The sequence below is a fragment of the Marinobacter sp. genome (genome assembly GCF_041687235.1).
Lineage (GTDB): Bacteria > Pseudomonadota > Gammaproteobacteria > Pseudomonadales > Oleiphilaceae > Marinobacter.
Genome location: NZ_JAWLCH010000023.1, coordinates 13,509 through 36,057, shown reverse-complemented (window position 1 = coordinate 36,057; position 22,549 = coordinate 13,509). Strand labels below are relative to the sequence as shown.

The window sequence follows — 22,549 nt, the reverse complement described above, 5'->3', positions numbered from 1 at the left end:
TGTTCCCTTAGGGCATCAAGGCAAAAGTGCCGGAGCCTCAAGCCCCATGGTTTCTTTCAGGCCGAACATAATGTTCATGTTCTGGACCGCCTGACCTGCAGCACCTTTGACCAGGTTATCGATGACAGAAGAGACAATCACAATGTTGCTCTGCTCTTGCCTGTGCAACGCCATACGACACTGGTTTGCCCCACGCACACTACGGGTTTCCGGATGGCTGCCGAAGGGCATGACGTCGACAAAGGGCTCTTCGGCGAAACGCTCTTCGAACAGCGCCTGCAGCCGATCAAAATTGGCCGGATTTTTCAGCTCGGCGTAGAGCGTCGCCTCAATGCCGCGGATCATCGGAATCAGGTGGGGGACAAACGTTACGCCCACATTTCCGCCAGCTGCGGCAGACAAACCCTGACGGATCTCTGGCAAATGGCGATGGCCGGATGCGCCATAGGCCTTGAAACTTTCCCCGATCTCACCATGCAGCATGCCGATCTTGCCCTGACGGCCCGCACCACTGGCACCGGATTTGGCATCCGCAATCAAACGGGCCGGATCCACCAATCCCTGCTCGAGCAAAGGCAGAAAACCCAGCTGGACAGCGGTCGGGTAGCAGCCCGGGTTGGCAACCAGTTGTGCCGTGCGAATTTCTTCACGGACAACTTCCGGCAGCCCGTAAACGGCTTTATCCGCCCATTCCGGGCTCTCGTGAGCCATACCGTACCAGTTGGCCCAAACATCAAGGTCCTTCAGGCGAAAATCGGCAGACAGGTCCACTACACGAACGCCGGCGGCCATCAGTTCCGGAACCATTCTCATGGCCACACCGTGGGGCGTGGCAAAGAAAACCAGATCGCACGCTCCGAGCACGCCGACATCCGGCTCTGAAAACGCCAGGTCATAGTGGCCACGCAAATTCGGGTACATATCCGCAACCGGCATGCCGGCTTCGGAGCGGGATGTAATGCAACTGACCGAAACTTCAGGGTGAACCGCGAGAATTCTCAACAGTTCCACACCGGTATAACCAGTGCCACCAACGATGCCTACTTTAATCACCATTTTCTCCAGCGACGCGGTATCAGAATTATGAGCTTTAACGCCGTAGTCTACCATGATAAACCAATGACTTATTGCAGCCCTCAGGGCGACCGTTACAATGTTGTCAGAAACCCTCTGGCAGTCCATCCAAATTCACCGGAACGCTGGCCCCATGCAGAAAATCTGGCACCAGATTACCGAGCATCTGATTCCTGTTTTCCGGCGCCGGTTGTCGGGTGTTGATGCATTGCCGCAACTGGCCGTTCTGGGCCTGCTTTCAGGAATCGTCACCGGCGGTGTAATTCTGGTGTTCCGTCTTGCCATTGAATGGCCATTGGAGCATTTTCTTCCCGGAGAAGGCTCCGAGTCATTCGAGCAACTCGACCTGCTAACCCGAGGGCTTCTTCCCCTTGCCGGCGCTCTGAGTCTGGGTTTGTTAATGCACCGCCTGGCCACCCACGACCGCAAGGTCGGCATCGTTCATGTCATGGAACGCCTGAACTATCATCAGGGTTACATATCCATCCGAAGTGCGATTGTGCAGTTCATCTCAGGCGTAGCGACGGTTGTCAGCGGCCAGTCGGCGGGTCGGGAGGGCCCTGCCGTTCACCTGGGCGCGGCCTTCTCCAGTTTGATGGGGCAGTGGATGCGCCTCCCAAACAACAGTATCCGTACACTTGTGGCGTGCGGCTGTGCTGCAGCCATCTCGGCTTCGTTCAACACTCCGATCTCGGGTGTCATTTTCGCCATGGAAGTCGTGATGATGGAGTACACCATTGCCGGCTTTACCCCGATCATTCTGGCGGCTGTGAGCGCCGCAATCGTTACCCAGGCGGTGTATGGTGCGGAACCGGCGTTCAGTGTTCCGGCGCTCACCATGAATTCGTTACTGGAGATACCCTGGATTCTGGCGATTGCCGTCATTATCGGCATTGCCGCGGCATTGTTTATCCAACTGGTTGATACCATGGGCAAACACCACCACCGCCCGGTGCTATTACGTATTACCATTGCGGGCTTGCTGATGGTGCCCTTCGCCATCCTGGTTCCGGAAACCATGGGAATCGGCTACGACACGGTGAACGAGACCATCAACGGCCAACTGGGCTTCTGGCTGTTACTGGGAGCTGGCGTCGCCAAGCTGGTCATAACCTCTCTCTCAATCGGGCTGGGGATGCCAAGCGGGGTGATAGGCCCTACCCTGTTCATGGGGGCAACCCTGGGAGGCGCCATGGGCTTGATCGGCGCCCAGATGGCGCCCGAACAGGCATCATCCGTTGGCTTTTACGCCATGCTCGGAATGGGCGCCATGATGGGCGCCGTGCTTCAGGCTCCGCTCGCTGCCCTGATGGCATTGATGGAACTCACGCGAAACCCCAACATCATTCTTCCGGGCATGCTTATTATTACCACCTCGAGTCTGGTCACCAGCGAAGCCTTCGGTAAGAAGTCATTGTTCCTGACGATTCTCAAGAACCAGGGGCTGAGCTACCAGAATTCCCCGGTTATACAGGCACTGCGACGGGTGTCGGTTGGAGCCATCATGGACCGCAGCATACTGCGAACTGAACGGCACCTGACGGAGGAAGAGGCCCGCAAGGTCCTGAAATCCGAGCCAAAGTGGCTGGTGGTTGAAGGCAGTAGCGGCCCCACTGCACTGTTGCCGGCGGTGGACCTGGCGAGATACCTGGAGGATACGGAAAAGCTGGTAGCCGAAGAGGAGATCGAACCGCCAGAGTCCATTGATCTGATGGACATCCCCGCGAACCGTCGAGACGTTGCCCCCGTGCAGTATCAGGCAACCCTGGAGGAAGCGTTAAACCAGTTCGATGCAACCAATGCCGAGGCTCTCTACGTACAACGTCACGTGGCGCCCATGATCCAGCGGGTTTATGGCGTGGTACTGAAAGCCGATATCGAGAGTTACTACCAATACCGACGGAGCTGACGAATGCTGTGGGTGAAAGCCTTCCATATTATTTCACTGGTGTGCTGGTTCGCAGGCATCTTCTATCTGCCCAGACTGTTCGTCTACCATGCCGCGTGCAACGACGAGCCGGGGCGGGAAAGGTTCAAAATCATGGAGCGCAAGCTTTATCGGGGCATCACCACCCCCTCAATGATCGCGACGGTTGTCTTCGGGGTATGGCTGATCAGTTACAATGTGTCCGGCTATTTCAGCCAGGGCTGGATGCATGCCAAGCTGTTACTGGTGGCAATCCTGATTGTTTACCATTTTTACTGCGGACACCTTGTAAAGGTGTTCCGGGACGACCAGAACACCAGAAGCCATGTGTTTTACCGGTGGTTCAATGAACTGCCGGTGCTGATCCTGCTCGCCGTGGTTATCCTGGCTGTTGTCAAACCGTTTTGAGGAGCTGAGCCATTAAACGCTATACCCGACCCCAGGTTCTGATTCTTTCCGGCCTCGACCCCTCCGGCGGTGCGGGCATTCAGGCCGACATTCAGGCAGTCACCTCTCTGGGTTGCCACCCCTTGCCGGTTCTCTCCTGCCTCACTGTTCAGGATACCCGCAACGTGTATGGCGCCGAAGCCGTATCGGCTGACCTGATTCGCCAGCAACTCCAGTGCCTGGCTGAGGACACCCCCATTCACGCCATCAAAACCGGCGCTCTGGGCAATGCCGCCGTTGTGGATGTACTTGTGGATTTTGTTCGCGAACACCCCGGCATACCAGTGATTACTGACCCCGTGATCAAGGCCGCAGGCGGTGGTGACCTGGCCGACGACGAATTGGTTAGCGCCATGAAAGAGAAGCTGTTTCCGCTGGCAGAGATGATTACCCCGAATGGTATCGAGCTGGCACTACTCGGGGGCAGCGATGACCCTGACCAGGCCGCAGCCAGGCTGTTGGGAGGCGGGTGCGAATCGGTATTGGCCACGGGGGGGCACGGCACTGGCGTTCACATTATCAACACGCTCTATAACCACGCGCCAGAACCCATGCGCTGGGAGGTTGAGCGTATCGGCGGCGAGTACCACGGCACCGGCTGCACGCTGGCTGCAGCCATTGCTGCCGGACGAGCCTCCGGCCTGTCTCAGCGCGCCGCTATTTCCCAGGCCCAGAACTACGTCCATCGCGCCATATTGCACGCTCTGGAAGTCGGCAAAGGCCAGCCAGTCCCGGACCGGGGTATTCTGTGGGAACGGTAAGCAAAGGACTTCGCCCAGGCCTGTACGCCATCACCGACAGCTTGCTCACACCCCCGGAAAGCCTGATTGAGTCGGTAGAGGCCGCGCTTCGGGGTGGCGCCGCCATGGTACAATATCGCGAGAAGAACGCGCCAATGGCCGAGAGACTTTCCCAGGCCAGAAACTTGCAGGCTCTCTGCCGGAATGCCCGCGTGCCGTTGTTGATCAATGACGACCCGGAACTGGCAAAACGGGTCGGGGCAGCCGGGGCCCATCTGGGGCAGACAGATGGCTCACTGGTAGCGGCTCGCCGTCTGCTCGGGGATCAGGCCATTCTCGGTATAACCTGCCACGCTGACCTGGCATTGGCTCGGGCCGGCCTGGAAGCAGGCGCTGACTATCTGGCATTCGGCCGCTTTTACACGTCCTCGACCAAGCCCGGAGCACCGGCCGCATCGCCAACTGTGCTAACCGAGGCAAAATATTTCCAGCGCCCACTCACCGCCATTGGAGGTGTCACTGTCGAAAACGCTGAGTCCTTGATTCGGGCCGGTGCCGATATGCTTGCCGTGGTTGGCGGCCTGTTTGGCGGTAGCGCTGACGACATTGAGCAACGGGCAAGGGCCTTTGAGCGTTCGTTCGCAGAACATCACCCACTTTTTTCAATTCCGGAATAACAGGAGCCCAGACCCATGACGCACTCCGAAACCCTGTTCGAGCAGGCCCAAAAATACATTCCCGGTGGCGTGAATTCTCCGGTTCGGGCCTTTCGGGGCGTCGGCGGCACGCCCATCTTCTTCAAGCACGCCCAGGGCGCCTATCTGTACGATGAAGACGACCAGCGCTACATCGATTACATCGGTTCCTGGGGCCCCATGATTCTTGGCCACGGGGACCAGCGCATCAAGGATGCCCTGCACGCGCAGGTTGATCTGGGGGTTGGTTACGGCGCGCCCACGGCCCTAGAAACCGAGATGGCCAAAAAAGTGTGCGAACTGGTGCCATCCATCGAGCTGGTCCGCATGGTGAATTCCGGCACCGAAGCCACCATGAGCACTATCCGCCTGGCCCGGGGATACACCGGCCGCGACAAGATCGTGAAATTTGAGGGCTGCTACCACGGCCATGTGGACTCTCTGCTGGTCAAAGCCGGCTCCGGCGCCCTCACCCTTGGGGTACCGAATTCACCGGGTATTCCCGCCAGCCTTGCAGAGCACACCATCACGCTGACCTACAACGACATAGACAGCGTTCGGGAATGCTTCGAAGAGATGGGCGACCAGATTGCCGCCATTATCGTAGAGCCCGTGGCTGGCAACATGAATTGCATTCCCCCCGTTCCAGGTTTCCTCGAGGCCCTGCGGGAAGTGTGTAACGAACACGGTACTGTTCTGATCTTCGACGAGGTGATGACCGGGTTCCGGGTTTCCCTCGGCGGTGCTCAGGGGCTCTACGGCGTTACGCCGGACCTCACGGCGTTGGGCAAGGTGATCGGTGGAGGGCTTCCTGTTGGTGCTTTTGGCGGTAAACGGGAAATCATGGAGCACATTTCACCGCTCGGTCCGGTCTATCAGGCAGGCACCCTGAGCGGCAACCCGCTTGCCATGTGCGCCGGCCTGACGACGCTGAACGCAATCTCCGAGCCAGGCTTCCACGATCGACTGACCGAAAAAACCAATGCCGTCCGCGATGGCCTGAAAGAAGCCGCGGACGCCACCGGCATTCCGTTGACGGTACAGAGCGCGGGTGCCATGTTCGGTTTCTTCTTCACCGAGGAAAACTCTGTCACCCGCTTTGACCAGGTGATGGCCTGTAATGTTGAGCGATTCAAGAAATTCTTCCAGGGCATGTTGAAAGAGGGAATCTATCTTGCCCCTTCTGCGTTCGAGGCCGGCTTCACTACGGCTGCGCTGTCAGAACAAGACATCGCCGATACCATAGCGGCGGCGAAAAAGGTCATGGCAACGCTCTGATATTTCGTCCCTTTCCCATCGATGGCCCCGCATGTCACAGCATGTCCCGCGGGGCCATCGACGTGATCGACGTCACACTTCTGCGGCGAACACACTCACCTGGCCTCTTTCGCCGTTGACTTACCATCCCGACTGATTAAATGTTGATCTAATCTCTACCGAGATGCTCTGACGGCACCAATCTAACAAGCATAAGAATCAAGTCAGCGCACGGAAGCACTCGATCTGCCCATAGGCAGATGCAGTAAGAGAAAGACGTCTCTGGAACAGCCCGTTAGGTTGCGCCGCAGTTTGAATAACAAACACAACATCAAACTGTAGGAACGACAATGAAACTCTGGATCCAAGCAATGGCCCTGGCCCTGACTGTGGCCTGGTCCGCCCCCTCTGCCGCCTGGTGGTGGGACTCGACGCCTTCTAACTACACCGATACCCGTTACCCGGTTGTGCTGGTGCACGGCATGTTCGGCTTTGACTCCATTGCCGGCGTGGACTACTGGTACGGCGTGGCGGAAGATCTCCGTAAATACGGCGCCGATGTCTACACTACCCAGGTGCCTGCCCTGGACAGCACCATCGCCCGCGGTGAAGCCCTGCTACCACAGGTACAGGCCATCGCAGCCGTGCATGGCAAGGTCAACCTGATTGGCCACAGCCATGGCGGCCCCACCGCCCGCTACATTGCCAGGGTACGGCCCGATCTGGTCGCCTCGGTGACGTCCGTCGGCTCGCCGCACAAAGGTTCGCCGGTTGCGGACCTGATCTACGGCTCCCCGGCCGAAAGCCTCGCAGCGAGCCTGGGCAATGCCCTCGGCGGGCTGATCGACCTGCTGTCCGGAGGCGGTTATAACCAGGACCTGCGTTCCAGCCTGAAATCACTGACCACCCAGGGCAGCGCCGAGTTCAACAACTTTGCACCCGCTGGCATTCCGGCAACCGCCTGCGGTGAAGGGGCCTACTCCGCGAATGGAGTCCGCTTCTACTCCTGGGGCGGCACCGGCGTTCTTACCAATGTACTGGATCCGTCCGACGCCTTGCTGGGCACGACCAGCCTCGCCTTCGGCTTCAGCCAGAACGATGGTTTGGTTGGTCGCTGCAGCAGTCGGTTTGGCAAGGTTATCCGGGACAATTACTTCATGAACCACCTGGACGAAGTGAACCAGGCATTGGGCCTGCACAGCCTGTTCGAAACAGACCCAAAAGCGGTCTTCAAGCAACACGCCAACCGGTTAAGGAACGCCGGACTGTAAAAGGCTAGCCGGCCTTCTGGCTTTGCAGTGCAGAGCTAGAAGGCCCCTTCCAGGGTCAACATCAGCGTCTGGCGCTGATACTCGTACTGCGACAGACTGCTTCTGGTGTTCCGAACCAGCCACTCCCCCCGGACCAGCCACCGGCTGTCCAGAGACCTTTCCACCAGCAATCCGATCTCCAGACGGTTATCCTCCCGGCGGCCGCTCTCACCAGCTGCGGTCACCAATTGATGGTCATCCTGGTATCGGCTGTGGCGAACCGAGCCTGTTGCGCCGAGAGCCAGGTCGGGCTGCCAGCGATAGCGACTGGCAACCTTCAGGGTGTGGTGGGTGGGAGAGACACTGACAAATTCATCGGCTGTTCGCAGATCCCGTCGGTCATTGATCTCCAGTGAGTATTCGCCGTCGAACCGCCAGGATCCAAGGTACTTGAGCCCATGGAGGCGGGCCCGATACCACTGGCCATCATAAGCCTCGAACCCGGAGCCACCGTTCACGGTAGCGGCGGCCAGGGATATTCCACACTGGTCAGGCGCTGCCGGTAGCGGACACTGCCGCCAACGATAAAACCCCTCAATGCCGGACCGGGTTTCAAGGGATTGACTGTCGAACCAGGATTTCACCAAAGATACCAGTGCCCCACGCTCACCTGCGGCCAGAGTCTCAGACCAGGTGATTCGTCCCTGCAACACCTGAGTATCGTATTCGTCATCCGACGGGTGTTCGCGGGAATAAGCGGCCGCGTCGAGGGCGATCCGGGAGCGCGTGCCGACTGGCCGCTCGAAGGTTCCGGCAGCCAGTGCTTCGAGAAAGCCCCCACCCTCGCTGGACACCGTATCCTCGGGCAAGCCGGCAATATTGGAATCGTATCCGCCGGAGATACCTAGATAGCCGCGAATGGAAGGCTGGCCGGCACTTGGCGGAACTCCGTCGGCCAGTTTATTCAGCTGGGCCCGGGCCAAGGTACGGACTTTATCCGGCGCCTTCTCCGATGAGGCCTGTTCGAACCAGTGGCGGGCTTCGACAGGCGCTTCCCTGGCAAGCGCGACCAGACCAAGGTTATAACTCGCCAGGGCACCATTGGAGCCGTCCAGCAAGGCACGGAAGGCCGATTCAGCGGCGACATAGTCACCCAGCTGATAGCAGACAACACCGAGATTGTAGAAAAGCGACGGAGATGCCAGGCCTGCATCAGCGGCACTCTGGAAGCGCTGTTTCGCAGCGCTCAGGTCTCCTGCCTCAAAGGCTTCAACGCCGGCATGGAAATCCTCCATGCCGGCGTCCGTTTCCGCCGCCTGAAGAATCATTGTGGGCATTAACAAAAGGAACAGGGACAGGGCGCGCCAAAATACCAGCAAACAGGTTTCTCCGGATTAATTCACGCGGGGCAGGACCGGTTACATATCCGGCTTCAGCGATCCAGCCCGGGTGCATCCGGTAGCTCCGGGCGTTCCGGCCGCTCGGGCTTACCCTTGATGAGCTCGCGGGATTGCCTGGCTTTTTCGGACATGGATTCGCCGAACTCGCGCCCCCTTTCTCGGGCTTCACTCGCCGCATCCAGCCCACGGGACCCAGACTTGCCCGGATTGTCGGGTCTTTCGATAGCGCGGGGCAGCTCGATTTCCCGCACCACTGAATCGGTGAGCTCTGCGTCGTCAGTCACCATTCGCATGGTAACATCCAGATCGTCATTAGCCAGTGTTGTCACCGGGACCCAAAACCCGACCATCAGCAACCCGACCAGCCTTACGCTCATTGCAAACCTTTCACCTGTCATGATTCGGGATCCTCAATCGGGCGTTGTGGGTATTCGGGAACCGGGGCCCTGAAGGTTTTCTGGCGATTTCCGGTGTCCAGTCGCGCCACCAACTCACCGGCACCGGGAAAAAGGAGCTTCAGAGGCAGCGACAAGACGTTCTCCCCGGCATTAAGGCTTACCTTCCAGCTAAGCTCACGATGCCCTGGCCAAGAGGCCAATTCCACATTGGGTGGCAGCTCCAGGGTAAGCGTAACGTTTTCCAGGGCTTCACCCGAACGGAAGGCAAGGCGCACGGTTTTCTCAACAGGTTCAGCAATCGCGGATGCCGGGGTTTCAGGGGCATTTTCCGACGACGTGACAACAGGCTCGACGTTGTCAGTCACTCTATCGGGCTGGAACAGAAAACCCAGGCCGATACCCAGGGCCAGAGCCGCTGCAATGGCACCACCCAGCGCACCGTGACTCCATCCAGACTTCGGATTGACTGCGCCTCGGGCAGAGGACAAAACACGGTTGTGAAAATCAGGAGAAGGCGCAGGGACGCTGAATTGCTCCTGCAAAGCCCGGTTCAGAGCACGCTCCGAGGCAAGCCACTCGCGGCACGCCGGGCAGTCAGCAATATGCGCTTCCACCCGGTCATGGGCGGGGGCAGAAAGCTGGTTGTTGATGTAAGCGGGTAAATCCACCCGGATTTCGTTGCAGGACATTGTCTTCACCTCACTCCCCCACACGCCCAGCTGGCTCAGTTGGTTCCAGCTCCCGCTGCAATTTCTTTCGCAGGGCCGCCCGGCACCGGTGTAGCCGCGATTTTACGGTTCCCAGCGGGATGTCCAGCACCTCCGCGATGTCTTCCTGGCGCCAGCCGTCCACATCATGAAGCAACAACAGAGTTCGCTGATCGGGTGTCAGAGTCATCATCACCCGGTCCAACACCGGCCCCAGGCGAGACTGCTCCAGCTGCAGATCCGGGCCAACGCTGTCCGATTCGAGGCTGTCCAGCCAGTCAGCCTGGCTTTCCGTACCGACCAACTCGGTCAGCGGGCGGTCGCCTTGACGATTCTTTCGCCGGACCTGGTCGATGAACTGCCGGTAGAGCACCCGGTTTAACCAGGGCCGTAACTGGTCAACGCTTTCCAGCTCATCAAGCTTTGGGAATAGCTTGACCACGACATCCTGAACCAAATCCTCGGCATCCTGTTGCTGACCCGCCAGACGGTAGGCAAACCGGTACATGGCGTCCAGGTGGGGCTGCACCAGGGCGTCAAAACGCCGGGACTTCGAGGGCTTGAAAGGAAAAATTGCCAAAGCCGTTTTTTACCTGCGTGGGTTCATGCCAGCGGCGCAGTCTATATCAAGTCGCCGTGCCGATGCATTTGCCGAGTTCCCGATCTGGCCATTCAATGAGTTCCAGGACATTAGGGAACGTTAACAAAATTTCCGGAACTCTGCCCTCCATCGCAGCGTGAGGGAAGAGTCAGGTAGCGATGCTGCTTCGCTATGATTCCAGAAAATAAACCATGGAGGTTTATATGAAACGTTCAATCCAAATTCTTGCCATTTCCACCCTCGCCACGGGAATTGCGGCGTGCGGCGGTAGTGGCAGCGACAGCTCAGACCCATCTGGCACTGGCACAGTTTCGTTTGGCATTACTGACGCCCCGGCCATGGACCTGAGCAATGTCACCATTGCTTTCACGGAGATACGCCTGAAACCCGAGAACGGCCAATGGGTGGAATTCCCCCTTGAAGGGTTCGAACAGGTAAACCTGCTGGATCTTCAAGGTGGACTGAGTGAACCACTGATAACAGATAAAGAGGTACCTGCGGGCGCCTATACCGAACTGCGTTTGATCGTCAACACGGAGAATTCCTTCGTGAAGCGCGAGTCCACCGGTGATAGCGAGTATTCATTAGCGGTACCATCTGGTGAGCAGAGTGGCCTCAAGCTGAAGGGAGATTTCCTGGTAGCAGCAGACACAACCACCAATTTCACCATCGATTTTGACGTGCGCAAGTCCATCGTAAACCCTCAGGGCGTGGCCCTTGCGGACTACATGCTGAAGCCCTCCCTTCGACTGGTGAATAACCTTGAGGTCGGCTCGATCAGTGGCCAGGTGGATGTGGCGCAGATCAGCTCTACCCGTATTGCAGACGAAAATGTAGCCGATTGTCAGTACAACGGTGCTGTTTACGTGTTCTCCGGCGCAGGTGTCGAACCCTCGGATCTGAATGTAAACAACGAAGAAGGCAATCCTCTGATGATCGTACCCGTCAAACCGGACGATGAATCAAGCCTCTACAGCTACACGGCAGCCTTCCTGCCCGAGGGCAACTACACCATCAGTTACAGTTGCCAGGAGGACAACAACGAGCAGGATGACGACATCGATTTCGAGGGAACCCAAAGCCTGGAGGTTGTTGCCAATCAGACAACCGAAGCAGAACTGATTCCTGTCGCCGAATAAGCCTCTGTTCCGGCAGGCGGTCTCCTAACGCCGGGGACCTCTGCCGGACGAAGCATATTCAGAGCGCGGCGGCTCTTGCTTCCGCCTGGTCCGCACCTGCCACATTGCCGCGTGCCCGACGAATATCCGCCAGCAACAGCCAACCTGCTCTCTGCAACCGCGCGTCACTTCCCGACAGGGAAAGGCCCTTCAACGTGAATTGCTCGGCAGAGCCCAACTGGTTACCCGCAACGTAGGCTTCGGACAGTTTGAAATACACCTCCGCAGACCGGGGCGCTATCCTCTGAGCCCGTTCCAGACGGGCGATAGCGCCGGAAACATTATCCTGCTTCAACAACTGTTCGGCCTCACGCACCAGGCTGAGCGCTGCTGGCGAGAGGCCATCTCCGGTCTCACGATAACTGGGGGAACTGGAGCGGGCAGGTTCTTCCCTGGAAGATTCTGCTTCAGGCTGCTCGCTCTTCCGCCAGACCCGGGAATCGCGCTGTTCATCCTCAGCACTGGTTTCGGGCGGCTCAGGCGCCTTGGCTGGCTCACCACCCACCGGCACATAGATGCCCCCGCCCGGGCCGGATGCACAGCCGGCGAAAGAAAGCAGGACGGTAATCAGAGTCACTCTGAACGGAAAACGGTTCATCATTGAAACAGTCCTTCAAACCAGCCCCGGATACGACGTTCAAGATTTCCGGAGCATGAAATTGTCTGTGTGGGCTCGCTGCCCGCAATGTACGGCAGCAAGCGGGCATTATCGCAGTATTCATCTGTCAGCGCCTGTTGCCGTGCATTGACCCAGTGATAATTGACACCGTCGGGCACCACCGGCGAAAAGCCATGCTGGGGCACCTGGGCCATAAAGGCTGACCACACAGGAAGCGCACCCGTGGCCCCGGTCAGTGAGGTGGGGCCGTTATCATCGCGCCCGACCCAGGCCACCGTGAGCAAGTCGCCACTGAACCCGGCAAACCAGGAATCCCGGCCATCGTCTGTGGTGCCGGTCTTGCCCGCCAGAGTCAGTTGATTGGGCACGGTGTTATAGACAGAGCGCCCAGTCCCCTCCTGCATGGTTTCCTGCATGGCATATTGCACCAGATGAACGACGGCGGGATCGGCAACCTGCTCAACTTCGAGGCTGTATCGGGATAACGCGTCACCGCCGGCATCGGTCACTTCCCGGATCGTCCGCAGCGGGGTATTGAAGCCAGACGTCGCCAGCCCCTGATAGATCTGAGCAACCGTCACGGGGCTCATGGACACCGATCCCAGGAGCATGGACGGGTAACGGGAAATGGGTGTATCTACGCCAAACGCTGTCAGTGTCTCACGTACTGTGTCCACGCCCATATCGAGCCCGACGCGAACAGCCGGCAGGTTATAGGAGCGCGAAAGGGCCTGATGCAAGGGCACCTCGCCCCGTTCCTCGCGATCATAATTCTTGGGTTGCCAACGCTTGCCATCATCAAACTCCAGCGTAAAGCCCTTATCCAGCACGGGTGTGGTCAGGGTATACCTGTCCGGCTCCTGCAATGCCGACAGGTAGATGAACGGTTTGATCAGTGAGCCAATCGGGCGATTGGCGTCCAGAGCCCGATTGAAACCGGCAAACTGCGGATCGCGGCCCCCAACAAGAGCAAGCACTTCCCCGGAATCCTTCGCAGTGACTACGAGAGTCGCCTCCAGCGACTCGGCAGCCTGCCCACCCTCCAGCCTCGGTAGGGTATCGGCTACCGCATACTCTGCCGCGTACTGAATAGCCGGGTTCAGAGTAGTGAAGATTCGCAGGCCTTCACTACGGAGATCTTCTTCCTTGTAATCGCGAGCCAGGTGCCTTCTGACCAGATCAATATAGGCGGGGTAGCGATTCTCGGAATACGAGGGGCGATCGCTGACGCCCAGCGGCAATCCACGAGCCCTGGCCGCTCGACCGGGGTCGATCAGGCCCGCCTGCTCCATCTCCGAGATAACCAGATTACGCCGTGCTGTCGCGCGCTCCGGATGCCGGCGGGGATTGTAATAACTGGGGCCCTTGACCATGCCCACCAACAATGCGATCTGATGCATTTCCAGATCTTTGAGGGACTCTCCAAAATAGAACTGGCTGGCCAGGCCGAAACCATGAATGCTTCGGGTACCAGCTTGTCCGAGGTAGACCTCGTTCAGGTAGGTTTCCAGGATGTCATCTTTTTCGTAGTGCAATTCCAGCAGCACCGACATCAAGGCTTCGTTGGCCTTTCTTACCAATGTCTGCTCCCGGGTCAGGAAAAAGTTCTTCACCAGCTGCTGGGTCAGTGTACTACCACCCTGAACGATTCGCCCGGCCTGGAGGTTAACCAGCATGGCTCGGCCGATAGACAGCGGCGCAATACCAAAATGATCGTAAAAATTGCGATCTTCCACCGCCATCAGGGTGGCAGGCAGCAAGGCAGGCAACTCATCCAGTTGAACCAGTACCCGATCTTCCTTGTGCGCCGGGTAAATACCACCAATCTGCGCCGGCTCAAGCCGGATAATCGGTGCGCTGTCGCCCTGAATCACCGAAAAGCTCTGAACCCGATCGCCCGAGATCGTCAAAGAGACCCTGCGCCTGGGTTCATCACCGTCCGGAAAGGAAAAGCCGCGGGTACTGATGACGAAGCGATTGCCACTTCGCTGGTAACTGCCCGCTTTCTTGCCGTCCCCTTTCCGGAAACCGGAGAGGGCAAGCTCGCGTTCAAGTGCACCGGCACTGACACTGGCGCCATCGAAAAGCTCCAGGGGGCGGGCATACACACGAGACGGCACCTCGAAACGCCGACCCTCAAAGCGGGAGGTCACAACGGCATCAAGATAAACCATCCAGCCGGCCAGCAAAACGAGACCGATGGCACATAACCGGAAGAAGAAGCGCCAGAACCACGGCCGGCGACCGTTTTTTGACGAACGTCGGGAGGGCTTTCGTTTGGGGCTGGAGGGCGCTTTGGATTTTTTCATGGCGCGATTATAACGAAGGGAGCGGTGAGGAAGGCAGGCCATCCTTGTGTTATTTCTGTAATCTGCCCGTTATGATAGGACAATAAAAATCAATGGGTTCAGGGAACGCGAGGAGAACACCGTGAGTGAGACATCCCCAGGCAATCTGATTCTGGCGCTGCAGAATCCGGACCTGTACGACCATCCCGTCGATGGTTTTCAGGTCATCGAAACGCACATCTCACAGGTGATCCTGACCGGCGATTACGCCTACAAGATCAAGAAGCCCATGGATTTCGGCTTCCTGAACTTCTCTACCCTTGATCGCCGAAAGCATTTCTGTGAAGAGGAGCTCAGACTCAACAGACGGCTGGCGGAAAAGCTGTATCTGGAGGTGGTACCCATCACCGGGACGCCGGAAGCGCCCATCCTTGGTGGCGAGGGCGAGGGCGAGGCTTTCGAATATGCCATCAAAATGCGCCAGTTCGGCCAGGACCAGCTTTTTGATCGCCTGCAGGAACAGGGGGAGCTGGCACCCGACTTGTTGACCGATCTTGCCCGTCAGGTCGCGGCCTTCCACGACCAGTTGCCGCCCGTCCCGGATGAAAAGCCGCTTGGCACCCCGGACGCGGTATTTGCCGCCATGCAGGAGAATTTTGACCAGATTCGTCCGCTGATTGACGATTCAGACCTGCTGATACAACTGGACAACCTCCAGGCCTGGACCGAATCCACCTTCGAGCGCCACAGGGAGCTGATTGCCCACCGGCGCGGCAGCGGCATGGTCCGGGAATGCCACGGCGATCTGCATCTGGCGAATATCACCCGCTTCGAGGACGAAGTAACGGTTTTCGACTGCATTGAATTCAACGAACCGTTCCGCTGGATCGATGTTATCAACGATCTGGCATTCCTGCTGATGGACCTGGAATCACGCCGGGAAAGTGCTCTGGCCAATCAGGTGCTGAACACTTACCTGGAACACCGGGACGACTTCGAAGCGCTACCTTTGCTTCCGTTGTACAAGGCCTACCGTGCCATGGTCCGCGCCAAGATCGCGCTATTTACCATGGCTAACCCTGTACTCAGTGACGACGAAAAAGCCGGCCTGATGCAACGCTATCGCGACTACGCTCAGCTTGCAGAGGATTACGGCACCATCCCGAATCACTATCTGCTGGCGACTACCGGCCTGTCGGCCAGCGGCAAGACCTGCGTCAGCGCTGCCATGGCAAACGAGCTGGGACTGATACGGCTGCGCTCTGACATCGAGCGCAAGCGTCTGCATGGACTGGCGCCGCTGGAGAGCTCACGCTCACCGACCGGTGGCAACCTCTACACCGGGGAAGCGACAGAGAAAACCTATCAGCGGCTGGCCGAGCTCGCCGGGCAGGTACTTGCGGCCGGTTTTCCGGTGATTGTGGACGCCGCCAGTCTGAAAGAAAGAGAACGGTCTTTGCTGGCATCGGTGGCCGAAGCCCAGGGCGTTCCTTTTGCCCTGATCCACTGCGAGGCACCGGAAGATCTCCGCCGCGAGTGGATCCGCAACCGCAGGGATGACGCCTCGGAGGCAACCGAGGAGCTACTGGATGTGCAGCAAGCCTGGTTCGAACCGCTGACCACTGAGGAAAAGACTCACACCGTCCACCTGCACACCGATCAGGAGCATGTGGCGGAGGCTGTGGCCGACCGAATCCGGCAACACCTGGGCATCCCCGGCGGCAAAGCCGGCTAAGAACAACATCAGGCTCCCACTGGCGAGCGCGAGGTTCAAGATGGACGAAAAAAGCGAACACGAAGTACACCAGATCAGCCATCCTCTCTATGAGCTCCTTCGTAGCGAGGACATGCAGGCGTTCAACACCGAAAAGGCAAAACTCACTGAGCTGCCCAGTTTCGCCCATGGCGATTTCCGGGGGCTGGACCTGCGGGGAATGGATGCGAAAGGGCTGGATTTCCGTCACGCCTATTTTCGCGGCGCAGACCTTCGGGGTGTGGACTTCTCGAAATCGAGAATGGAGGGAGCCAGCATTGCCAGCGCCAAGATTTCAGGCTGCTATTTTCCGCACCGCCTGGAGGCCGATGAAATTGTCATGTCCCTGAATCACGGGACCCGCATGCGATACGCCATATTGCCGAAATGAGCCCCAACCAGCACACGTGGCAGTCCGTCTGCCCTGCATCGGAACTGACACCGGGCCAATTCGTCGAGTTCCGGCTCCGGGCGAAGGCCCGGGAGCCGGAAGGCATGCCATTAACCGGGTTCCTGTTCCTGGACGGCACCACGCCCCGCGCCTATCTGAATATCTGTCCGCATTTGGGTATTGAGCTGAACTGGATGCCGGGTCGATTCATGGATTCCGACAACCTGTTCATCCAGTGCTCGACCCACGGCGCCCTGTTCAAGCCGGCCGACGGCGAGTGCATTGCCGGCCCCTGCCAGGGGGATGCGCTCACCCAGCTGGATCTGCGTGAACGGAACGGCCAGATAGAGATCAGACTTCCAGAATAATCGGCACCGATTCGGTAAGTGTCAGCACGCCCGTAGGGGAGCCATCGCTCTCGCTCAAGTCCGCACGGTAGGCGATGACTTCCACACCTGCATCGCAGGCCTCCCGAAGCAGCTCACCGTATTTGCGATCAATGTGGTCGGCCGGGCGCACCGTTTGAATGCCGGTGTGATTGACCACGAAGAACAGCACCGCGCGATCACCCTGCCGTACCTGGGCCATCAGCTCTCGAAGGTGTTTCTGGCCGCGCTCGGTCACCGCATCCGGGAAGAAGCCCTGCCCATTCTCCGCCAGCGTGACATTTTTGACTTCAACCCAGGCGTCAGCCGCGGATTCATGGCCAGACAACAACAGGTCAATCCGGCTTTTCTCCGTGCCATATTTCACCTCGGCGCGGCACTCCGGATAACCGGCCAACTCCACCACAGTGCCCGCCAGCACGGCCTCCCGGGCCTGGCCGTTAGGCCGGGCGGTGTTCACACAGGCCAATTGCCCAGGCGACGTTTCCACCAGCTCCCAGGTGTACTGGAGTTTGCGCTTGGGGTTATCACTGCGGCTAAGCCAGACCCGGGCATCCTCCGGCTGACAGCCCAGCATGGAGCCGGTGTTCGGGCAGTGGGCGGTCACCTCCGAGCCATCCGGCAACCGCACGTCTGCCAGGAAGCGTTTGTAGCGGCGGATAAGCCGGCCTTCAACAAGGGGTTCTGGAAACTTCATGTGATCTCCGTACAAAAGTCGATGTCACAAGGCTGGCACCCCCGTGACTAATCTGCTATTTTCCGCAAATTCCCGTTTCAGGACGAATGCTTCATCCAGGGTATAACCGCGCAGCCACGGGGGCTCACGCGGAGGGAAGCAAAGCGTTCTTGTGAAGTACAAACAAGAGGCCGGGTTCAATGGCAACTACTGCAGAACAACCACGCGAACGTTTTACCAACTTCACCCCCTATGAAATGAAGAAGGGTGAAGAGTACATGAGTGCGGAAATGCTCCAGCACTTCAAAGATCTGCTGCTGCAATGGAAGCAGGAGCTGATGGAAGAAGTCGACCGCACCATGCACCACATGCAGGAAGACGCCGCAAATTACGCGGATCCCAGCGATCGCGCAACCCAGGAAGAAGAGTTCAGCCTGGAGCTGCGTACCCGCGACCGGGAGCGGAAGCTGATCAAGAAGATTGACCAGACCATCGACCGCATCGACAAGGACGATTACGGCTTCTGCGACCAGTGTGGCGTGGAAATCGGCATCCGCCGTCTGGAAGCGCGTCCGACTGCCACCCTGTGCATCGATTGCAAGACGCTGGCCGAGATTCGCGAACGCCAGACCGGCATCTGAGCCAACCACTCAACAGCTGCCGGCCATGGGCTATTTCCGCCCCGCCGGCTGACTGATCGCCATGGAAAACCCTCAATACCGGGGCCGGTTTGCGCCCTCTCCGACTGGCCCGCTGCATTTCGGCTCTCTGGTTACCGCACTTGCCAGCTTTCTGGAAGCCCGAAGTCAGGGTGGCCAGTGGTTTATCCGCGTTGAAGATCTGGATCCTCTGAGAGAACCGCCGGAAGCCACCGGCCAGATCCTCGCCAGCCTGGACGCCCACGGCCTTTTTCCCGACGAACCAGTGCGCTTTCAGTCCAGACGTCACGATGCCTATCAGGACGCTATTGAGCGATTGCTCGACAACGGCTATGCCTATCGTTGCCAATGCTCACGCAAGGAGTTGCAGGTCAACGACGGCCGCCACCCCAATCAGTGCCGCAGCCGCACAGCATTGGACGGTGACCGTCCTTACGCCATCCGATTTGCGCTCGAAGACGAGGATTGCCACTGGCAGGATCTGTTGCTGGGGCCACAACAGCAGATCGTGAAGGCAGAGCTTGATGATCCGGTGATCCTCCGCAAGGAAGGGTTCTACGCTTACCAGCTTGCCGTGGTTGTTGACGACATTGACCAGGGCATCACAGACGTGGTGCGCGGCTCGGACCTGCTGGACATGACGGCGCAACAGCAGCAGATTTACCGGGCACTGGGCGCCACTCCTCCGCGCTGGCTGCACATCCCGGTCATACTCAACGAGCAGGGTCAGAAGCTCAGCAAGCAAACCCACGCGCCCGCACTCAACGATGAAACCCCTGCAGGCAATCTGTTCCAGGCACTTGCCGCTCTTGGCCAGAACCCGCCGGCTGATCTGGCAAACGGCTCACCGGAATCACTGCTGGAGTGGGGACAGGAGAACTGGCACCGGGGCGCCATCCACCTGACATCCCGGTGAGGGACATGGTATAAAGCCCTTCTCACACCTCAGCGCGGATAGCATGCCTGATGTATATCTACCGTCTGGTCTTCCTGTTGGTACTGGCCATCTATATATTTTCGCCCAACATCCTTGACTGGTGGACATCGCCGGGAAACGTCTGGTACAGCCCCTACATTATCTGGGCCGGGCTGATTGCCATCGGCTTCTGGCTGGAATGGCGGCGGGACCCCAATGAGTTTTAGTGCCTCCGGCCTGCTACTGGCCAGCCTGCTCTACCTGATTCTGCTGTTCGGCATTGCCTGGTTTACCGAGCGGGGCATGGTTCCGCGACGATGGGTTCGTCATCCCCTGGTTTACGTACTCAGCCTGGGTGTGTACGCCGGCATCTGGGCAGTCTATGGCGCTGTTGGCATGGCTGCCGAATCCGGGTACGGCTTCCTGGCCTACTACCTGGGCATCAGCGGCGCCTTCCTGCTGGCCCCGGTGTTGCTGAACCCTGTCATGAGGATCGGCCGCGCCTATCAGTTAACCTCTCTGGCCGATCTGTTCGCCTACCGCTACCGCAGCCAATGGGCCGGAACCCTCGTCACCCTCTGTTCAGGGGGAGCGATCCTGGCCTTGCTGAGCATGCAGATTCAGGCCGTCGCCACCTCTGCCAGCATTCTCGCACCAGACACCTCTCCCAAGCTGATCAGCGTAATGTTCAGCATGATTGTGGTGTTGTTTGCCATGCTGTTCGGGGCTCGCCGTGACAAGAATTCCGACAATCACCAGGGGCTGGTGCTGGCCATCGCCTTTGATTCGCTGGTCAAGCTGGTGGCGCTGCTGGTGCTCGGGGGCGTGATACTGTTTGGAGTCTTTGACGGCATGAGCGGCTTGGAGCGCTGGCTGGATAACCGCACCTCGCCAGCCACCACCATGACCCTGAGCATTGACGACGGCAGTTGGCGGGCACTGATGCTGATGTCCTTTGCCGGCGCGCTGGTACTGCCGCACATGTATCACATGACATTCAGCGAAAACCCGTCACCCAAGGCTCTGGCAAAAGCCAGCTGGGGCCTGCCCATGTACCTGTTACTTTTGGGCCTGCCGGTGCCCCTCATCCTCTGGGGTGGCCAGGAACTGGCCGTGACGACAGGGCCCGGCTTCTTCGCCATCGGCGCTGCCCAGGCGCTGGAAAGCCCCGCACTGACGCTGCTCATGTACATCGCCGGTCTGTCCGCAGCCAGCGGCCTGATGATTGTCAGCACCCTGGCACTGGCAGGCATGGCCCTGAACCATGTCGTGCTGCCGTTGAAAACCCCGAAAGACCAGGGCGATATCTATCGCTGGCTGCAGTGGATCAAACGACTGCTGATCGCCGTCATTATTTTCCTGGCGCTGCTGTTTCATGAGGCCGTCGGCAAGAACCTCGACCTGTCGATTCTCGGCGCCATTTCTCTCTCGGGCACATTGCAACTGCTGCCGGGTGCCCTGGGCGTGATTTACTGGCCGGAGGGCAACCGCCGAGGCCTGATTGCCGGCTTGATTGTCGGGCTGACGATCTGGGTGGTTACCCTGGTATTGCCGTTCTCACACACCGCCAACCTGCTGGCCTGGCTCGACGCACCGCTGATACCGGATTACAGCAACTGGCACATCTTCACGTTCGTCAGCCTGACTGCCAACATTACCGTGTTCGCCTTGATATCCATCCTCAGCACCAGTACCAGTGAAGAGAACAGCGCAGCCCAGGCCTGTTCACTGGGCGCCCTGTCACGCCCGCAGCGCCGTGAACTGCTGGCTACATCCTCCTCAGACTTTGTCCGCCAATTGGCAGAGCCCCTGGGCTATGGCGTGGCCCGGCGGGAAGTGGAGCGGGCGCTTGGCCAACTGAAGCTGCCTAATGTGGAGTATCGGCCCTACCAGCTCAGACGACTACGGGACCAGGTGGAAATCAACCTCTCCGGCCTGCTCGGCCCTTCTGTCGCCCGGGATATGGTCAAGCGCCATCTCGGCTTCAAGCCCATGGCCCAGGGCGGCACCGCCCAGGATATCCGCTATGTCGAACGCGCCCTTGGCGACTACCAGAACCGCCTGACCGGCCTTGCCGGTGAGCTGGACAACCTGCGCCGGCATTACCGACAGACCCTCCAGAACCTGCCCATTCCAGCCTGTTCCGTGGGTGAAGACGGTGAAATCCTGATGTGGAATCACGCCATGGAGGCCCTGACGGGCATTACCGCCGACGATGTAGTGGGCGCCAGGCTGATGGCCTTGCCGGAGCACTGGCATGTGCTGCTGGACGATTTCAACCGGGGCGAAGACCTGCATCGTTACAAGCACAGACTGGACCTTCGCGGCAAGCCCCACTGGCTCAACCTTCACAAAGCGGCCCTGAGCGGGCCGGACCACACGGAGGGCGGCAGTATCATTCTGGTCGAAGATCAGACCGAAACCCGCCTGCTGGAGGATGAGCTCATGCACAGCGAACGGCTGGCGTCGGTCGGCAGGCTGGCAGCCGGTGTCGCCCACGAGATCGGGAACCCCGTGACCGGCATCTCCTCGCTGGCCCAGAACCTGAAGCTGGAAACCGACAACCCGGATATACTCGACACGGCAGACCAGATCCAGCAACAGACCCGGCGCATTTCCACCATCCTGCAATCGCTGATGAACTTTGCCCGCACCGGTAACCATGCCCAGGCAAACCGGTACGAGCCGGTGACGATACACCGATGTGTTGAAGAATCGATCAATCTGCTCTCTCTGAGCGACAAGGGGCTGGGCATTCACTACATCAATGACTGCCCACCCTCACTGCAGATACTCGGCGATGAACAACGCCTGGTCCAGGTGTTCGTGAACCTGCTGGCCAATGCCCGGGATGCGTCACCGGAAGGTGGCACAATCCGGGTCAGTGGAAAGGGCGATGGCTACTCCGCTATTATCGAAGTGGTTGATGAAGGCTCCGGCATTCCGGGGGATCAGCTCGATCATATCTTCGAGCCGTTTTACACCACCAAAGCCCCCAACAAGGGAACCGGCCTTGGCCTGTCGCTGGTGTACAGCATTATTGAAGAGCACTATGGCAACATCCAGGTAGACAGCCCTGCAAACGCGGACACTGGCCGGGGAACCTGCGTAAGGTTGAGACTGCCAGCCTACGAACCGGAAACCGGCAACGTTGCCATTAGCCAGAACCAAAGGTCTTGAGACTGTT

Annotated in this window: 22 protein-coding genes; 14 read left to right on the top strand and 8 right to left on the bottom strand. The window is 58.8% G+C overall.

Annotation, left to right across the window (positions count from 1 at the left end; genetic code table 11):
• Nucleotides 1-15: 15 nt before the first annotated feature.
• Nucleotides 16-1,053, bottom strand: a complete 1,038-nt coding sequence (argC, locus tag ACESMK_RS18975; protein ID WP_373001991.1) for an N-acetyl-gamma-glutamyl-phosphate reductase — start codon at nt 1,051-1,053, stop codon at nt 16-18.
• Between the two features lie 154 nt (nt 1,054-1,207).
• On the opposite strand from argC, the gene ACESMK_RS18970 reads away from it, so the two are divergent.
• From ACESMK_RS18970 to ACESMK_RS18945, 6 genes are all read left to right on the top strand, one after another.
• The gene (locus ACESMK_RS18970; protein WP_373001989.1) at nt 1,208-2,983 is read left to right on the top strand and encodes a chloride channel protein; all 1,776 of its coding nucleotides are present in this window, start codon (nt 1,208-1,210) and stop codon (nt 2,981-2,983) included.
• Nucleotides 2,984-2,986: 3 nt separating this feature from the next.
• Nucleotides 2,987-3,409, top strand: coding sequence for a protoporphyrinogen oxidase HemJ (gene hemJ, locus ACESMK_RS18965; protein ID WP_373001973.1), 423 nt, complete (start codon nt 2,987-2,989; stop codon nt 3,407-3,409).
• A 41-nt stretch (nt 3,410-3,450) separates the two neighbouring features.
• Nucleotides 3,451-4,209 (top strand): hydroxymethylpyrimidine/phosphomethylpyrimidine kinase, encoded by a 759-nt coding sequence (locus ACESMK_RS18960; RefSeq protein ID WP_373001987.1) that lies wholly within the window; start codon nt 3,451-3,453, stop codon nt 4,207-4,209.
• On the top strand, nt 4,197-4,865 hold the full coding sequence (gene thiE, locus ACESMK_RS18955) for a thiamine phosphate synthase (RefSeq protein ID WP_373001971.1): 669 nt from the start codon (nt 4,197-4,199) through the stop codon (nt 4,863-4,865). Before ACESMK_RS18960 ends, thiE begins: the two co-directional genes overlap by 13 nt.
• 15 nt (nt 4,866-4,880) lie before the next feature.
• Nucleotides 4,881-6,161: a glutamate-1-semialdehyde 2,1-aminomutase gene (gene hemL, locus ACESMK_RS18950; RefSeq protein WP_373001969.1), complete on the top strand. Its 1,281-nt coding sequence runs from the start codon at nt 4,881-4,883 to the stop codon at nt 6,159-6,161.
• Nucleotides 6,162-6,490: 329 nt separating this feature from the next.
• A complete protein-coding gene (locus tag ACESMK_RS18945) occupies nt 6,491-7,411 on the top strand; it encodes a lipase family alpha/beta hydrolase (RefSeq protein ID WP_373001967.1) in 921 nt (306 codons plus the stop codon).
• 35 nt (nt 7,412-7,446) lie between these two features.
• Here ACESMK_RS18945 and ACESMK_RS18940 read toward each other — a convergent pair whose 3' ends face one another.
• The 4 genes from ACESMK_RS18940 to ACESMK_RS18925 are packed head-to-tail and all read right to left on the bottom strand — an operon-like array spanning nt 7,447 to nt 10,475.
• Nucleotides 7,447-8,769 (bottom strand): tetratricopeptide repeat protein, encoded by a 1,323-nt coding sequence (locus ACESMK_RS18940; RefSeq protein WP_373001965.1) that lies wholly within the window; start codon nt 8,767-8,769, stop codon nt 7,447-7,449.
• Nucleotides 8,770-8,822: 53 nt separating this feature from the next.
• Nucleotides 8,823-9,188, bottom strand: coding sequence for a hypothetical protein (locus tag ACESMK_RS18935; RefSeq protein ID WP_373001963.1), 366 nt, complete (start codon nt 9,186-9,188; stop codon nt 8,823-8,825).
• Nucleotides 9,185-9,877 (bottom strand): anti-sigma factor family protein, encoded by a 693-nt coding sequence (locus ACESMK_RS18930; RefSeq protein WP_373001961.1) that lies wholly within the window; start codon nt 9,875-9,877, stop codon nt 9,185-9,187. The genes ACESMK_RS18935 and ACESMK_RS18930 overlap by 4 nt, the downstream gene beginning before the upstream one ends.
• A 10-nt stretch (nt 9,878-9,887) precedes the next feature.
• Nucleotides 9,888-10,475, bottom strand: coding sequence for an RNA polymerase sigma factor (locus tag ACESMK_RS18925; protein WP_373001959.1), 588 nt, complete (start codon nt 10,473-10,475; stop codon nt 9,888-9,890).
• Between the two features lie 224 nt (nt 10,476-10,699).
• On the opposite strand from ACESMK_RS18925, the gene ACESMK_RS18920 reads away from it, so the two are divergent.
• The gene (locus tag ACESMK_RS18920) at nt 10,700-11,635 is read left to right on the top strand and encodes a DUF4382 domain-containing protein (protein WP_373001957.1); all 936 of its coding nucleotides are present in this window, start codon (nt 10,700-10,702) and stop codon (nt 11,633-11,635) included.
• A 58-nt stretch (nt 11,636-11,693) separates the two neighbouring features.
• Here the strand turns inward: ACESMK_RS18920 and ACESMK_RS18915 are convergent, their stop codons facing one another.
• Nucleotides 11,694-12,275 (bottom strand): tetratricopeptide repeat protein, encoded by a 582-nt coding sequence (locus tag ACESMK_RS18915; protein ID WP_373001956.1) that lies wholly within the window; start codon nt 12,273-12,275, stop codon nt 11,694-11,696.
• Nucleotides 12,272-14,602, bottom strand: a complete 2,331-nt coding sequence (gene mrcB, locus ACESMK_RS18910; RefSeq protein WP_373001954.1) for a penicillin-binding protein 1B — start codon at nt 14,600-14,602, stop codon at nt 12,272-12,274. Before mrcB ends, ACESMK_RS18915 begins: the two co-directional genes overlap by 4 nt.
• A 121-nt stretch (nt 14,603-14,723) precedes the next feature.
• On the opposite strand from mrcB, the gene ACESMK_RS18905 reads away from it, so the two are divergent.
• The 3 genes from ACESMK_RS18905 to ACESMK_RS18895 are packed head-to-tail and all read left to right on the top strand — an operon-like array spanning nt 14,724 to nt 17,093.
• A complete protein-coding gene (locus ACESMK_RS18905; protein WP_373001952.1) occupies nt 14,724-16,316 on the top strand; it encodes an AAA family ATPase in 1,593 nt (530 codons plus the stop codon).
• A gap of 40 nt (nt 16,317-16,356) precedes the next feature.
• On the top strand, nt 16,357-16,725 hold the full coding sequence (locus ACESMK_RS18900; RefSeq protein ID WP_373001950.1) for a pentapeptide repeat-containing protein: 369 nt from the start codon (nt 16,357-16,359) through the stop codon (nt 16,723-16,725).
• Nucleotides 16,722-17,093 (top strand): Rieske (2Fe-2S) protein, encoded by a 372-nt coding sequence (locus ACESMK_RS18895; RefSeq protein ID WP_373001948.1) that lies wholly within the window; start codon nt 16,722-16,724, stop codon nt 17,091-17,093. Before ACESMK_RS18900 ends, ACESMK_RS18895 begins: the two co-directional genes overlap by 4 nt.
• Here ACESMK_RS18895 and sfsA read toward each other — a convergent pair.
• On the bottom strand, nt 17,077-17,808 hold the full coding sequence (sfsA, locus tag ACESMK_RS18890) for a DNA/RNA nuclease SfsA (protein WP_373001946.1): 732 nt from the start codon (nt 17,806-17,808) through the stop codon (nt 17,077-17,079). The genes ACESMK_RS18895 and sfsA overlap by 17 nt on opposite strands.
• 179 nt (nt 17,809-17,987) lie before the next feature.
• Here sfsA and dksA point away from each other — a divergent pair, with 179 nt between their 5' ends.
• The 4 genes from dksA (at nt 17,988) to ACESMK_RS18870 (ending at nt 22,542) form a co-directional block, all read left to right on the top strand.
• On the top strand, nt 17,988-18,428 hold the full coding sequence (gene dksA / locus ACESMK_RS18885) for an RNA polymerase-binding protein DksA (protein ID WP_008173182.1): 441 nt from the start codon (nt 17,988-17,990) through the stop codon (nt 18,426-18,428).
• Nucleotides 18,429-18,489: 61 nt separating this feature from the next.
• On the top strand, nt 18,490-19,362 hold the full coding sequence (gluQRS, locus tag ACESMK_RS18880; RefSeq protein ID WP_373001944.1) for a tRNA glutamyl-Q(34) synthetase GluQRS: 873 nt from the start codon (nt 18,490-18,492) through the stop codon (nt 19,360-19,362).
• Nucleotides 19,363-19,412: 50 nt separating this feature from the next.
• Complete coding sequence (locus tag ACESMK_RS18875) at nt 19,413-19,589, top strand: hypothetical protein (RefSeq protein ID WP_048497702.1); 177 nt, start codon at nt 19,413-19,415, stop codon at nt 19,587-19,589.
• Nucleotides 19,579-22,542 carry an ATP-binding protein gene (locus tag ACESMK_RS18870; protein ID WP_373001942.1) on the top strand — a complete coding sequence of 988 codons (2,964 nt, stop codon included), beginning with the start codon at nt 19,579-19,581 and terminating at the stop codon, nt 22,540-22,542. The genes ACESMK_RS18875 and ACESMK_RS18870 overlap by 11 nt, the downstream gene beginning before the upstream one ends.
• Nucleotides 22,543-22,549 lie beyond the last annotated feature (7 nt).